This is a genomic window from Marseilla massiliensis, assembly GCF_016899955.1.
Lineage (GTDB): Bacteria > Bacteroidota > Bacteroidia > Bacteroidales > Bacteroidaceae > Prevotella > Prevotella intestinigallinarum.
The window spans coordinates 82,188-96,689 of the sequence record NZ_JACJJL010000011.1; the positions used below are offsets into that span (position 1 = coordinate 82,188).

Annotated in this window: 15 protein-coding genes; 11 read left to right on the forward strand and 4 right to left on the reverse strand. The window is 57.3% G+C overall.

The genetic code is table 11. The features are described from left to right. Positions 1–297: 297 nt before the first annotated feature. On the reverse strand, positions 298–2,664 hold the full coding sequence (locus H6B30_RS08055) for a zinc-dependent metalloprotease (protein ID WP_205109407.1): 2,367 nt from the start codon (positions 2,662–2,664) through the stop codon (positions 298–300). Continuing rightward, positions 2,661–3,179 carry a low molecular weight protein-tyrosine-phosphatase gene (locus H6B30_RS08060; RefSeq protein WP_205109409.1) on the reverse strand — a complete coding sequence of 173 codons (519 nt, stop codon included), beginning with the start codon at positions 3,177–3,179 and terminating at the stop codon, positions 2,661–2,663. The genes H6B30_RS08055 and H6B30_RS08060 overlap by 4 nt, the downstream gene beginning before the upstream one ends. A gap of 265 nt (positions 3,180–3,444) precedes the next feature. On the opposite strand from H6B30_RS08060, the gene H6B30_RS08065 reads away from it, so the two are divergent. Continuing rightward, positions 3,445–3,756: a hypothetical protein gene (locus H6B30_RS08065; RefSeq protein ID WP_205109411.1), complete on the forward strand. Its 312-nt coding sequence runs from the start codon at positions 3,445–3,447 to the stop codon at positions 3,754–3,756. 20 nt (positions 3,757–3,776) lie between these two features. Then, positions 3,777–4,082, forward strand: coding sequence for a hypothetical protein (locus tag H6B30_RS08070; protein ID WP_205109413.1), 306 nt, complete (start codon positions 3,777–3,779; stop codon positions 4,080–4,082). 108 nt (positions 4,083–4,190) lie between these two features. On the opposite strand, the gene H6B30_RS08075 is transcribed toward H6B30_RS08070, so the two are convergent. Next, a complete protein-coding gene (locus H6B30_RS08075; RefSeq protein WP_205109415.1) occupies positions 4,191–4,502 on the reverse strand; it encodes a hypothetical protein in 312 nt (103 codons plus the stop codon). A gap of 72 nt (positions 4,503–4,574) precedes the next feature. Here H6B30_RS08075 and H6B30_RS08080 point away from each other — a divergent pair, with 72 nt between their 5' ends. The 9 genes from H6B30_RS08080 to H6B30_RS08120 all read left to right on the forward strand — a co-directional run bounded on the left by H6B30_RS08080 (position 4,575) and on the right by H6B30_RS08120 (position 13,093). After that, positions 4,575–6,698: a hypothetical protein gene (locus H6B30_RS08080; protein WP_205109417.1), complete on the forward strand. Its 2,124-nt coding sequence runs from the start codon at positions 4,575–4,577 to the stop codon at positions 6,696–6,698. A gap of 880 nt (positions 6,699–7,578) precedes the next feature. Continuing rightward, complete coding sequence (locus H6B30_RS08085; RefSeq protein ID WP_205109419.1) at positions 7,579–9,060, forward strand: hypothetical protein; 1,482 nt, start codon at positions 7,579–7,581, stop codon at positions 9,058–9,060. Positions 9,061–9,072: 12 nt separating this feature from the next. Further along, entirely contained in the window at positions 9,073–9,561 is a 489-nt protein-coding gene (locus H6B30_RS08090; protein WP_205109421.1) for a hypothetical protein, read from the forward strand. A gap of 43 nt (positions 9,562–9,604) precedes the next feature. Further along, on the forward strand, positions 9,605–9,832 hold the full coding sequence (locus H6B30_RS08095; protein WP_205109422.1) for a hypothetical protein: 228 nt from the start codon (positions 9,605–9,607) through the stop codon (positions 9,830–9,832). Positions 9,833–9,897: 65 nt separating this feature from the next. Next, a complete protein-coding gene (locus H6B30_RS08100) occupies positions 9,898–11,409 on the forward strand; it encodes a hypothetical protein (RefSeq protein WP_205109424.1) in 1,512 nt (503 codons plus the stop codon). Between the two features lie 43 nt (positions 11,410–11,452). Then, positions 11,453–11,893, forward strand: coding sequence for a pyocin knob domain-containing protein (locus tag H6B30_RS08105; RefSeq protein ID WP_205109426.1), 441 nt, complete (start codon positions 11,453–11,455; stop codon positions 11,891–11,893). Between the two features lie 10 nt (positions 11,894–11,903). Continuing rightward, positions 11,904–12,245: a hypothetical protein gene (locus H6B30_RS08110; RefSeq protein WP_205109428.1), complete on the forward strand. Its 342-nt coding sequence runs from the start codon at positions 11,904–11,906 to the stop codon at positions 12,243–12,245. A 41-nt stretch (positions 12,246–12,286) separates the two neighbouring features. Continuing rightward, complete coding sequence (locus H6B30_RS08115; RefSeq protein ID WP_205109429.1) at positions 12,287–12,688, forward strand: N-acetylmuramoyl-L-alanine amidase; 402 nt, start codon at positions 12,287–12,289, stop codon at positions 12,686–12,688. A 3-nt stretch (positions 12,689–12,691) separates the two neighbouring features. Continuing rightward, positions 12,692–13,093, forward strand: a complete 402-nt coding sequence (locus tag H6B30_RS08120; RefSeq protein WP_205109431.1) for a hypothetical protein — start codon at positions 12,692–12,694, stop codon at positions 13,091–13,093. Between the two features lie 70 nt (positions 13,094–13,163). Here the strand turns inward: H6B30_RS08120 and H6B30_RS08125 are convergent, their stop codons facing one another. Then, the gene (locus H6B30_RS08125; RefSeq protein WP_239483756.1) at positions 13,164–14,354 is read right to left on the reverse strand and encodes a tyrosine-type recombinase/integrase; all 1,191 of its coding nucleotides are present in this window, start codon (positions 14,352–14,354) and stop codon (positions 13,164–13,166) included. Positions 14,355–14,502: the final 148 nt, after the last annotated feature.

Genomic DNA, 14,502 nt, shown 5'->3' on the forward strand with positions numbered 1-14,502 from the left:
GCTGCGGGCATTGCTTGGTGCACGAAAGTGCATGTCGACGATGTGTGTATGATTTGTGATGCGGCTCTCCTGCCGCCATGAAATGTTCTTAATCCCTGCAAATATAGTTATATTTTTCTATGAATTCAGAGTAAACATGCAAAATGTTTGTCGACTAAATAAAAATTAACATTTGTCGGCGCTTGGGGGATGGGGTGGTGTTGAGGCTTGCAACGGTCGGTAATTTGCATTAAGTGGAAGGCCGCGCCACTACATGTGGCGCGGCCTTCGTCGTGTGTGGGTATGCTGGTCAGGCTTTCACTTTTTATTTAAACAGTCGTCTATCATCTGCCTCAGCACATGGTAGTGGCCCTTGGTAGCAGCGTCTGAGCTGCGGGCTGCCGTGAGGCGTTCGTACAGATTGCGCAACATACTGTAGTAGTAGACTTTGGTGTTGGCCGGTGCCGAGTCGTACCAACGTGTGGCTTCGGTAACAAACGTGGTCTGAATGTTGCGGCGGTAGGCGCCTACGGCTTTGCCCGTGGCTGTCTCGCGAAACGCAATAGTTGTCAAGTCTTTCATGTATTCCTCTGGCTTGTAAGCATTGTCTGCGTACGAATACTTGGCAATGTTGCCTACCTTCGTTGGCGAGAGCAGGTCGGTGACGGCCCTTCTGCCCAGAGGCATTATCAACTCGAGTGGCGCGCTGCTGATTCGGTTCACGTAGCTTTCAGCTATGAGCCATGCCGGCTCTGTGAGCACGTTGCGGTCGATGTAGTCGAGCGCGGCCTTTTGTTCGGCCTTGGTCTGCGGGGTGTAGACAGCCCCCGGCTCCTCGATGCTCTTGTACGTGGTGTAAATGCCGCCGATGTTGCGCAGCACATGGCCCTCGTAGCGCATGAATTGGTTGACAACAGCCTGGTGGATGTCTTTGAGGTTGTCGTTGAGGTCGCCTTCTTCAGCAGTCCATTGCGGCAGCGCCTTGACTATTCTCTTCAGGTTCTTTATGCCGTATTCGCTTGCACGGACGGCGTTGTTGCCAAGGTCTTCGCTTTGGGCGCGCGGGTCGTTGTCGTAGCCTTCGCCACCAAACCAATAGCGGCGGCCTTTCTTGAGCTGTTCAATGGTTTTGCGGTTTAGCACGAGGCGGTCTTCCTCTTCGTCTTTAGTGTCGAAGATTGGTTTGTAACCCCACTCAATGGCCCACTTGTCGTAGTCGTTGATGCGGGGAAACAGGCCCGCGCGGCCTATGTTGTCTTTGGGTTGTGCCACGTAGTTGAAGCGTGCGTAGTCCATTATCGACGCCGTGTGGCCGTGTTTCTCAACCCATTCTTTGTTGCGCAGGCTGTCAACGGGAGTAGCGTTGCTGGCCCCCATGTTGTGGCGCAAGCCGAGCGTGTGGCCAATCTCGTGCGAACTGACAAAGCGTATGAGCTGCCCCATGAGCTCGTCGTCGAAAGTCATCTTGCGCGCCGTGCTGTCCGAGCAGCCCGCCTGAATCATGTACCAGTCGTGAACCAGCTTCATCACGTTGTGGTACCAGCCAACATGGCTCTCAAGTATTTCGCCGCTGCGCGGGTCGTTGACGTGTGGGCCGTAGGCGTTGCTGATGGGTGAGGCAAGGTAACGGATGACAGAAAAGCGTGCATCCTCCATGCTCATGGTCGAATCGTCGGGCCATTCCTTGGCCGTGATTGCATTTTTGAAACCGGCTTGCTCGAAGGCTGCGTTCCAGTCGTTGACGCCTTGTATGAGGTAGGGGCGCCATTGCTTGGGTGTGGCGGGGTCGATGTAGTATACAATCTGTTTCTTCGGCTCCACCAGTTCGCCACGTTTCATCTTCTCTATGTCTTCGTCGCGTGGCTCAAGGCGCCAGCGGCAGATGAACCTTTTGCGCTTCACGCTCTGCTGGTCGTCGGTGTAAGGCTCGAAGTAGTTGACGAAGTATCCTACGCGCGGGTCAAACAGGCGCTTGCGCATGGGGTCTTTGGGGAGCATTACAAACGACGTGTTCATCTCGAACGTGACAACTCCGGCAGTCTGTCCGGCCGGCGAGGTGCCGTTTTCTTTGCTGTTGTATGTGCGTATGGTCTTTATCTCGGTGTTGATGGGGTAGGTGTTTATTGCCTTGATAAACGAGCGGTCGGTGTTCATGGCACTCAGGCCCAGTCGCTTCTTTGTGTTGTTGTCTATGCCTACGGCAATGTTTTCTTTGTTGAACAGTCGGCTTATCTCTACTTTGTATGATGCGTTCTTGGCCGAATCTCGTTTTGTCGATTCTATCTTGAATGACTCAACGATGGGGTCTTGGGCACTTGCCTTCACGGCGCGGGCAATTGACTGGGTGCTGTCGGCTGCAGAGAGGTATATCAGCGACCTAAGCAACAGGTTGCCGTTATTGGCGTTTTCCCAGTAAAAAGTCTGTTCGTTTACTTCTTCTCCGCCATATAAGCCTATGCCGGAAGGAGTGGAAACATAGCGTGTTATTGCCAGGAACGGACGGCCCATTAGAGAGTCGGGCACTAAGAGAAACCACTTGTCGCCTTCTTTCTGCACGCTGAAAAGCCCTTGGGTTACCGGGGCTTCTTTTTTTTCTGTTTTGTCGTCCTTCTTCTTTTTCTTCTTGGCCTCGGCTGGCTGGCCAAGTATCATGGCCATGGCCATGAGGAATATCACTCTTTTCATGCTTTTGTTTGTTTCGTCTTCTGTTGTTCTATATATTCGATAAGTCCGTCGCACGCGTCTTCCAGTAGCTCTATCACCAGTTCGAAGCCATTGTCGCCGCCATAATACGGGTCGGGAACAGATTGTATGCCGGGATGCTCACGCAAGAATTGAGACATGCGTACCACCTTATGGCGCACTGTTTCGGTGGATGCCTTGGAAACGATGGCTGAATGGTTTTCGGCATCCATGGTCACAATATAATCAAACCGGTTGAAGTCTTTCTCGCTGAACTGTCGCGCTCTGCTGTCGAAGGTGTAGCCGTGGGCAGCCCCGTGTCGGCGCATCCTTATGTCGGGCAATTGTCCTACGTGCCAATTGCCTATGCCGGCAGAGTCGACGAAGTATTTGTCTGATAGTCCGCGGTCTTCAAGTTTTTTCTTCATTATGCCTTCGGCAGCCGGAGACCGGCAGATGTTGCCCAGGCAAATGAACAGGATGGATTCTGGTTTTGTCTTTGTTTTGAGTTCGGTCATATTTATTTATGTATATGTTTAAGGTGCAAAGTTAATAAAAATGAATGGGAATGTGTCTGTTTTGATTATCAAAATGCATATCATTACTTGTGCGTCAGAGGCATGTTGCATTCAAAACGTATGTGTTTTTCGGCAAATGGATGCTGTCGGTTGATATGATGCATAGTTGGCTGGGCTTGCAAGCGGGGGGCTGTATGTGGGCGCCTCCACTTCCGCTATTGGCAAGGCATGATGGAATGAACAAATAAACCAAAACAAGCACATAATGAAAAATATAGAGATAGTTGTCAACGGCAAGGCGTACCCATGCAGGCAGACCATGGGCGCCATGCTCCGCTTCAAGCGCGAAACGGGCAAGGAGGTCACCGAGATGTCTGGCGGCCTGTCCGACGCGTGCGCCTACCTGTATTGCTGCACCGTGTCGGCGTGCAAGGCCGACGGCGTTGAGTTCTCCATGTCGCTGATGGAGTTTGCCGACAGCATTGCGCCCGACGACGTCGGGGGTTGGGTTGAGGCTGTGAACGCCACGGCGGCCAACGCCCCCGGGGATGACGGCGACGGTGAAAAAAAAAGTTAGGCATACTTGAATTGTTGGGCGTGGCCGTTGGCAACATCGGCCTGCCCTACAATGACTTTTGCAGGCTCACGCCCGAGGAGTTCGGCCATGTCTACGAGGCATACAGCAGTCAGCGCGACGCCGACCGCAAGGACAGCTGGGAGCGCGCCCGCCTCATGACCACGATAATGATACAGCCCCACCTTAAAAAGAAACTGACGCCGCAACAGCTGTTGCCGCTACCGTGGGATGCGCAACGGGCTCACAAGGCCAACAATCCGCAGCCCACTGCCGCCGAGAGCAAGGAAAGGTTTGAGGAGATGCTGAGAAGGACAGAGGAGGGGTAAGGAGAGGCGAAGACCATTTTCGTGAGGTCACGAAGATGGTGTTATTGTGGCCATGGTCTCTTTCGTCTCCATCGCATTTCGGTGTTTAAGTTTTTGCAAATATACAACTTATGTAAGCTTATTTACGTAGCTAAGGCCCAACTGTAAAGAACCAAAAAAAGCACCAGTACTTGCGAGAACCATCCAAAAGCAAAAAGCATTCAGCCCTATGAATATTAAGCCCAGAATACAGATAATAAAAACGACAATTGATAGTTTGCAAACATGTGCACAAAATGTAGCTTTCCTCTTGTACTCGTTTAATTCTTCGCTTTCGTATGGTGTTTCAAACTCGCTATCATCGCATTTGTCTATGATCTCAATGCTGAATATTTCGGCTTTGATTTCCTTTGGCTTGTTGGTAATTTCTTTCTTCTCCATGTCAATGCGGTGTTTAGGTTTTTGCAAATATACAAATAAAATGCGTAAAAGTGGCATTAAATCGATAAAAGTATGAGCAAAGAAATAAAATTTAACGTTCGGATAAACGTCGACGGCAAGGAGCAACTGGTCACTGCTGCAACTTCGATAGAAGAAATTAGGTGTGCTGTAGAAGCCACTAAGAGTAGTGCAGACAAATTGAAAGATGCGATAATAAACTACTCTCAGGTTAGCGTATCTATACAAAACGTCATTGGTGGCTTGCAACAGCTTTCGGGCGTTTTGCGCGAATACTCCGCGGCAAACGCTGTGCAGGTGGAGGTGGAAACGAAACTCGCCACGGTGATGCGGCAGCGCATGGAGGCGTCGGAGGTAGACATTGACGCCATAAAGCAGCTTGCGAGCGCACAGCAGGAGCTTGGCGTGATAGGCGACGAGGTGCAGCTGGCCGGTGCTCAGCAGATAGCAACATTTCTCAGCCAACGGTCGAGCCTTGAGGCACTTATCCCGGCAATGAACGACCTGCTGGCACAGCAAAAGGGGCTGAAAACCACGGGTGAGGACGCCGTGACGGTGGCCAACCTCATGGGCAAGGCCATGCAGGGGCAGGCGTCGGCATTGCGCCGTGTGGGCATCACGTTCACAGCGGCTCAGGAGCAGGTGCTGAAATACGGCAACGAGAGCCAACGCGCGGCCATGCTCGCGGAGGTAATAACAGACAATGTGGGCCACATGAACGCCGAGCTTGCCAAGACCGATGCAGGCAAGGCTCAGCAGATGGCCAACGCAATAGGCGACATAAAAGAGGTTGTGGGCTCTTGGTTTGAGAGCATAGAGCCCGCCATCGCCGCTGTCAATGAGTTTGGCATGGCTCTCATGGTTATAGGCTCAATGGTCACCGGCATTAAGTCAGTCAAGGCGGCATTAGTCTTGTTCACTTCAAAGATACATACCGCCACCATTGCCACCTACGCCAATGCCGCCGCGTCTAAAGTTGCCGCCGCCGCGCAGTTCCTGTGGGCAAAGCAGTTGCACTATGGGCGAAAGGCAAACATTGCGTGGGCATTCAGCGCGCGGCTGGCGGCAACCCAGGCCGTGGCCATGCGCGCAGCCATATTGGGGCTCATGGCCGCGTCGGGCGTCGGTCTTGTACTGATGGCCGTGTCTGCCATCGTTTCGCTATTCTCCGACAAGACCGATGAGGCCACCGAGAGCATGAAGGCGGCCAACCGCGAGATGGCCAACGCGGAGGAGGCGGCCAAGCGGCTTGAAGACATGGAGCGGGCAATGAGCGAGGCCCGCGCCGGTGCGGTTTCTTCGCTTGAACTGTACAAGGAAAGGCTGAAGAACCTTATCGCCATGAAGAACACCGGCAAGGACACCACCAAGGAAGAGAAGAAAATCATCGGCGAGCTCAACGACACCTACGGCGAGACGATGGGCTACTTTGACAGCGTTTCCAAGTGGTACGACGCCCTCATAAAGAACAGCGAGGCATATTGCCGCCAGATGGTGATTGAGGCAAGGATGCGCCAACTGGCCAACCAGATAGCCGAGAAAGAGGCCGAGAACCACTCCATCATATACGACTACAAGGGCAACAAACGGAGATACAGCAGGAAGCGCGAAACCGAAATTATAGACGAATGGGGCGTAGATCGCGACGGCAACAGGGTTCTGGCAAAGCATGAGGTCAAAGAAAAGAAAGGTTCAAGCGACTTAGACAAGGCGGTGCAAAAACTAAAAGACAACAGCGCGGTCATAAAAAACTTGCAAAGCCAGATGTCTGCCAGTGCAAAGGAGGCCGGGCAAATAGTCATTCCCGTAAAAGGCAGCTCTGTTCGCCCCGGCACAGGCGGGCACGCCACCCCCAAGGCCACGCCGCAAAAGAAAGCCGCCGCCCCGGCCGTCGAGGGCAGCATGGACTGGTACGAGCAGCGGCTGGCTGAATTGCGCAAGCAGCTGCGCGCCGCCGCCGACGAAGAGACGGCAAGGGCCCTGCAGGCCGACTACAAGGCCACGGAGCAGGAATATGCCGACTTGAAGGTGAGCATAGGCGTTGAGGCTCCCGACAAGGCCGAGGCAGACACCGCGCTCGACAAGCTCAGGGCCGCACAGCGCGAGCTCGACGACGCCGGTAGAGGCCAAGGTCGAGGCGTCGGCCAAGGCAGACGACATACAGGCCCGCATAGATGAGGCCACGCGCGGGCGGCTTACCATCGGGGCCGATGTAGAGCCGTCGTACATAGCCAAGGGCAGCGCCGCCGACCTCCGCCAGAGCTACCAGAACGCGCAGGCCCGCGCCACCCGCATACAGCAAGACTACGAGATAGGGCTGATAGGCAAGGACAAGGCCCTTGCAGACATAGCGGAGATAAACCTCGCGCTTGAGAAACTTGGCGACAATGGCATGAAGCCCATAGAGATAGGCGTGATGACCGAAGACGCAGACAAGGCCGGCAAGAGCCTGCAAGACGCCACCGCCGCCATAGGCTCAATGGGGCAGGCCCTCTCGGGGCTTGGCGGGGCCATTGAGATGCCCGAGCTCAACATAGCGGGCACGGTGGCACAGGCCGTGGCCACCATGGCGCTGGGCTTTGCCAAGGACGACGGCACCATGCGCACGCGCAACTGGTGGCGCGTGGGCGACCAGGCCAAGTGCCAGACGATGAACATCGACGGGCCCGAGGCGGCCCGGGCGCGCCTGCTGGCACTCGGCGACCGCCCCGTGTCGGCCGACGCCGACGGCACGCCGCTGGGCTGGCGCGTGCCGCGCACGGGCAACGCGGGCAACCGCTACTACTGGCGACTGGTTACGGCCGTGGGCACGGAGACGCTTGACGACGGGCGCGAATACGACTGGGTGGAGCTGTCCAACGAGAGGGCGGTGACGCTGGCCGGCGCCGACGGCGGGGCGGTGGAGTGCGTGGGCTACGACACCACCTTCGACGGGGGCGACGCCGACGGCATGAAATGGCACGCCGACGCCAACGACGCGCCCATGGCGGGCGACGAGATAGTGCAGTAGGGCAGCCAGACCGACCCCGGGCGGCAGCACCTGATACTGCTTTCTGCCGTGGGCGAACGCGCCCCCTCGATAGAGGAGTATGCCGGCGTGGGCCGCTCAGACGGCCCCGGGCCCTACAGCCTCACGGGCCGCTGCATGACGTCGATGTCGCCTCGCTCGGGCAACATGTTCCGTGCGCGCCGCTTCGAGATAGAGACCGACGGCGGGGCGGTGCGCGTGCCGTGCCACCGTGGCGCGTGGCAGGCGGGCATCCGTTACTCCTACTACGACCAGGTGGGCCACGCGGGCGGCCTGTGGCTGTGCGTGGCCACGGGCGGCACCGAGAGTGAGCCCGGCCACGGCGGCGGGTGGGAGCAGCAGGTGGCCCCGGGCAAGGACGGCACGCCCGGACGCGACGGGGCCGACAACGCCGTGAGGGCATGGCTCTCGCCGGTGAGCCTTGTGGCCACGGAGACCGCCCCGGGCGTGTTCGAGCTGTCGGAGAGCGTCCTGGCGCTCAACGTGGTGCGCGGCACCGGCGATGACATCACGGGCGAGTGCCGCGTGGTGTCGGCGCGGGGCATGGGGTGCACGGCGTCAGTCGACGACGTCGACACTGTGGAGGTGACCGGCGCGACGGGCGACGGCGGCACCATTGCCGTGGTGGCGGGCGTGGCACTGCCCGGGGGCGGGGTGGTGGAGTGCCGGGCCGACTATGCCATAAACCGCCTGGGCACGTTCCGCGAGACGATAGAGAACGACGTGAAGCGGCAGGTGGCGCAGCGCGAGTTTGCATATTCCGACGCCGACGGGAGGCTGCACACCGTGGCGGGCATGTCGGCGGTGGCCCAGAGCGCAGAGCAGGTGAGGCAGGAGGTGTGGCGGCGGCAGCCCGCGGGCAGCGTGGTGGCCAACGGCACGTTTGCCGACGGGCTGGAGCGGTGGAGCGTCGAGGGCGGCGTCGTGGCCGCTTGGTGGCAGGGCGTGCCCTGTGCGAGGCTCACGCCCGCCGGTGCGGCCACGGCCCTGCACCAGTCGGCCGCCGACATGGCTTGCGACTGGGGCTCGCTGGGCGTTGGCAAGGACGGCGTGCCGCTGAGGGCGCGCGTGTCTATGCGCGTGGCCACAGATGGCGGCTGCCGCTTGCGCGTAGGGTTGGAAGGCTCGGGCGTGGATGTTGAGGCCGTGGATGTCGAGGCCGGCGGGTGGCTCACGGTGGCCATTGGCGGCACAGGCGGGGTGGCCTTGAGCCGTGCCCCGTCAGAGCTCGTGGTGGCATTGGAGCGGGGCGAGTGCCGCGTGACCGACATACAGGTGGTGCCCGACGTGGCCGTGATGGTGGGCACGAGGCTCACGCAGACAGCCGAGGGCATAGCCATGCTCGTTGGGGGCATGGCCAAAGGGCTGCAAGCCACCGACATCGACATAGCCAACCGTAAGCTGACCGTGACGGCCGACAGCTTCATGGTGAGGAACAACAGGGGCGAGGCCACGGCGGCCGTCGACGCCGACGGCAACCTTGTGGCGGGAAGCCTGAAGGCGGGCGGCTAGGCGAGCGTGGCCATGGGCGTCGACGGCGAGGGCAAGCCCTACCTTGTGGGCACCAACGCCCTGGGCGAGGTGGTTTGGCGGCTCGACGGCAACGGATACGTGAACTCCACGCCCGACGTTGCCATGGCCGTGGCGGGCGGCAGGGCATACTTTGCCAACCGCATGGATGGCGGCTACGACATACGCTATGAGGTTGGAGTGCGCGTCACCAACAGGCAGCTGGCGCAGGTGACGTTCACCCCCGGCGGCCATCTGGGCTGCTACATCCAGAAGTCGCGCACGGAGCAGTCGGCGTGGGTGGCCTTAGCCCAAAAGGAGGCCGTGGCGATAGCCTCGGGGGCGTCGGGCGTGGTGACATTCTCGGGGGCATCCACCGTGGGGGGCTCCCATGGCGCGGCCCCCGCCGTTCCGTTCGGCAACGGCGACACGCTCGACGTGAGGCTCTGTTACAAGGGAGAGAGCCGTGGCGTTGGCATGGTGACGTGCGGGCTGGAGGCATGAAAAATTAGAAATCAGAAATGAAAAATAAAACGACAATGGGGGAATGCTTATGACTGACGATGAGATTCGCGTGTACGTTGAGGGCCGTATAAAAGCCCTTACCGACGGTATGGTAGACATTGCGCGGCTTCCGCAGGCAGAGCCCGACGCAGGCACCACTCTCCCGTTCGTGAAGGATGAGCGGTTGGTGGGCGCGCCTGTGGCACGGCTTGGCCCCGGCGAAGACGGCGCCCTGACCATCGCCGAGATAGACGAGGCCACCAAATATTAGGTTTTAAGTATTAAGTATTAACGTTTAACTCTTGACTATTAATTTTTACTTTTAATTTATTTGTTATGGGAAAGTATCTGGACAAGGAAGGTGTAAAGCACCTTTGGGGAAAAATCAAGGCATTGGTAGACAATGCCAAACGTGATGCCATCAACGCGGCAAGGTACACACTGCCGGTCGCTAACGGCTCGACGCTCGGCGGCGTGAAGAGCGGCGGCGACGTGACGATAACGGGCGGTGTGGTTAGCGTGAACGACGACAGCCACAACCACGTGATAGGCAACGTAGACGGCCTCCAGGCGGCCCTCGACGCCAAGGCACCGACGGCCAGCCCCACGCTCACCGGCACGCCCAAGGCCCCGACGGCCACGGCCGGCACCGACACCACGCAGATAGCCACCACTGCCTTTGTGCAGGCGGCCATCGGCGGGCTTAAAAAGGGGTTGCCCGGCGGCGTGGCCTCGCTCGACAGCTCAGGCAAGGTGCCCGCGGCGCAACTGCCGGGCTTTGTGGACGACATGCTGGAGTTTGCCGGTACGGTGAGCGGCGTGACCGTGGAGGAAAACTTCACATTGAACGCAGGTGCCGTGGTGGTGTTCAACAAGACGACGGGGAGTTTCGTTGCCAAGGCCACCCAGGCCGGCAAGGTGACCTACCACACTGACTGGGGGAACCTGGATGGTTACCCTGACTCCAAGCAATACAGCGACGAGTGGGTCATTTTAAATGGCAATCATTACGGGCGCAAGGCCGAGGCGGGAAAGATATACGTCGACGTGCTGAGCAACAAGACATACCGTTGGAGCGGTAGCGGCCTGACCGAGATTAGCGCGAGCCTGGCGCTGGGCGAGACCAGCTCGACGGCATATCCCGGCGACAAGGGCAAGGCGGCCTACGCCCACGCCATGGCCAAGGGCAAGGGGTTTGGCACCAACCTGTGGAAGTTTGCTACCAACGCCGAGGGCCACGTGATAGCGGCCACGCTGGTTACCAAGGAAGACATAACCAAGCTGGGCATCCCCGCCACAGACACTCGCTACGGCCTGGCAACGGCTGCTGCAAACGGACTGATGAGCAAGGAGGACAAGGCAAAGCTGGACGGCATCACGAAGTCGGACACCGTGCCCGTAATACAGCTTGAGGACGTGGATTCCATGAGCGACCCTGAGATTATGCAATATATATATATGGGCTATCTGCCCTCGATATATCGGGTGATGTACAAAGGCAGCGTGCTTGGCATGCTTGAAATGTGGATTACACATGAAAACAAGTTTGTAGCACAGAGGCTTGTTGGAAATTTCCCGCTGTCTGGATGGGAGGAAGGCGCTGAGGGCGCGTGGTGTTACAAGTCAATCCTCCCTCCGTCTTTGCGGCCCGGGATGCAGCCCGCGGTGTTCAGTGATGAACCCCGTGTCGTGTTCAGGATGATGAACAACGGCACAAAGGACACACCCTTGTTCCCGCAAGGTAAGTGGAGCCCGTGGTATGACGAGCACCAGTTCCTCACCCGCAATTTCTACACGAGGGACGAGGCAATGACCACGGCCGACATTGATGAGGCCACCAAATATTGAGTTTCAAGCTTTAACGTTCAACTCTTAGCTTTCAATTCTTGGCATGGGAAAGTATTTGGACAGGGAAGGTGTGAGGCACCTTTGGAAGAAAGCCGTGGGCATGTTCGCCACGAAAGCCACGGCCACCACGTCGGCGGATGGCCTGATGTCGGCGGAAGACAAGCAGCGCGTCAACGCCGCGCTGCTGTCGCTGGAACTCCCGGCTGGGGCCGACCTCAACACCATGGTCACGCCCGGGCATTACTACGGGCGGCGGGCCGACGTGGCAAACGCCCCGGCGGGCTTGTCGGGCACCCATTTCGGCATGGCCGTCGTGAGGCTCGGCCCTCCTTCTGTAGCCACGGCCACGGTTCTGCAGGTTGTCAGGGCCGCCAACAAGTATGTGATGGGCACCGTTTACTACCGCGAGGTGGCCTACAACACTTCGCCAGGCAAGTGGTACAAGGTGGACATGTCGAAGATATCGGCAATAGCAACAACTTAAATGTCATTGCATGGAACTGACTACGATAATGGAGATGGCCGCCTCGGCGATAACGGCTGTGGGCGGATGGGAGGCGGTGAGGTACATGCTCAACCGCAAGACCAACCGGCGCAAGGAAGAGGCCGAGGCCGACAACGTTGAGTTTGGCGTGCTGCGTGACGCCATGCTGTTCTTGCAGACGCAACTGAAAGAGAAGGAGCAGCGGTTTGCGGAGCAGAACGAAGTGGTGAGGAGGCTCAATGCCGACGTGCTCGAGGCGACCCGCCAGAAGGCGCAACTGGAGCTGCAGCTTCACAGGTACAGGTGCGTGGTGAGGAACTGCGCGCACAGAGACCCGCAAAACGGCTATTAGCAATCCATAGTTCTTAACTCTTAATTCTTAATCTTTAAATTATGCGTAAGATAAACGAGATAAAAGTGCATTGCACGGCCACGCCCGAGGGCAAGGACTTCAGCGTGGCAGACATTGACAGGTGGCACAGGGCGCGCGGCTTTGACGGCATAGGCTACCACTACGTGGTCTGCCGTGACGGCAGCGTACACAAGGGGCGCGACGTGGCCAAGAGAGGCGCCCACTGCAAGGGGTACAACGCTGGCAGCATAGGCGTTTGCTACGTGGGCGGCATGACCGCCGACGGGAAGACGCCCAAGGACACCCGCACGGAGGCGCAGAGGGCCGCTCTGCGCGCTTTGGTGGAGTGGCTGAGGCGTGAGCACCCGGGGGCAAGCGTTCACGGGCACAACGAGTATTCAAGCAAGGCGTGCCCCTGTTTCAACGTACAAACGGAGCTGTAGCCTATGAGACTGTTGGCGTTGATGGCGTGCGCCCTGCTGATGGCGGGGTGTGCCACTACGAAGAATGAGGCCTACCGGGCGCGGCATGATGTGACACACACCGCCGCGCACCGTCATGACAGCACGATGAGTGTGGCAACGCTGCGCGACAGCATCAGCATTGTGCATAAGGGCGACACCGTCACCAAGTATGTTGAGCGAACCCGATACAGGCTGTCTACACGCGCCGACACCGTTTTTTGCTACCGCCTGCGCACCGACACACTGGTGGTGGTACGCTCCGACAGCGTCGTTGTGCATCGGCCCCTGCATGCCGGAAAGCGGCTGCGGTGGTACACTGCTTTGCATATATTGGCCGCCTGTGCTGCATCGCGGCCATCCTGTGGGCTATTTTCATTTACCTGAGGCGGAAAGCCTGATTCCTTTTTTCATGGCCGGAACCGCAACAACCCGCGAGGGCCGGTGCGGTTCCGGCTTATCCCACAGTGCTCAATACGTATTCTATCAGCTTGAAGTTGGCCTCGTTTATGGCGGTGAAGTCCTTTTTTATGTAGAGGTCTGTGATTTTCATTGACGGCTCTACGTGGTTGAGCATGTCGTTGACTACGTACTTGCTAATCCCCACGTTGTTTACGGCGATGGTCGCCATGGAGTGGCGCGCGGCGTAAAACTGCAAGCCTTCTATGCCAAGCTCCGCGCCTATTTCCTTGAGCCCGATATTTACCGCCCTGTTGAAGTCGCTTGCAGATGAATATCTCTTGTGGAAGTTGAACACGCGCCTCCTTCCGCCCCTGTATTTTTCCACGAGTGCCTTTATGCATGGATGCACGCGCACGGATATCTCGGCATTGTCGGCCCTCCGGTCTTTCGTCTTTGTCCTTTCGTACGTGATGTATTCCCCGTCGTAATCAGTCGCGTTGAACAAGTCAACCGAGTTCATGCCCATGAGGAAGAACGAAAGCACGAAATAGTCCTTTGCCATGTCACGGCGGCACACGTCGCCTTTGCGTGTAGCGCTGTTTAGGTATGGCAGCATCATTATGCTTGTTATTTCGTCGACAGTCAGCGCTCGCTTTTCTGCCACGTTTTGCCTTGGCGGGGTGTACTTTTTCAAAGAGTGCTTGATTACAATCACGCCGTTGTCCTCGTCGTTGTAATAATCGCGTGCGTCGTTGAACATCTTGGCGATGCAGTTGGTGTACAGTGACCGCGCGCGCATTTTCCCTGCAAGTGAATCCTCAAATGCTTTCATGCTGTTTGCCGTGATGTCGGAAAACAGCACGTCGTCCTTTTTGAGGAACGCCTTCAGCGCGTTTACCGCCGCCTGGTAGTTCTTGCAGCCCTTTATCTTCGTTTCCGAAATCCATTTGTCGGCGTAAGCCGTGAACGTTATGTTGTTATCCGACTTTTTCGTGAGCTGCTTTGCAAGCTCATCGATGTCCCATTCGTAAAACTTCAGGTTAAGGGCGGCCGCCCGTTGCCGGTATGTCCTTATCAACTCTTCCCCATGGTCTAATATCTGTGCGTTCTTGATTTTGAACGATGGCGTCAGGTCTTTCTTTGATGCGGTCATGGAAGTAGGCAGGAACTTTCTTTTGCGATTGTATACCATCTGCACGAAAACCGCCCATGTCTTGTCGGCTTTCATCTTTTCTTTTCGTACCATCAATTTAAAGGTAATCATAAGCTTTTGTTGTTTGGGTGCAACATAGGTGCAACAATTTCATTTATTAGTGGGTTTTTCCGCCTACTTGTAGCCACTATGCCGTAGAACAAAAACAAGCGGAAAACCCTGTGAATCAAGGTTTTCCGCT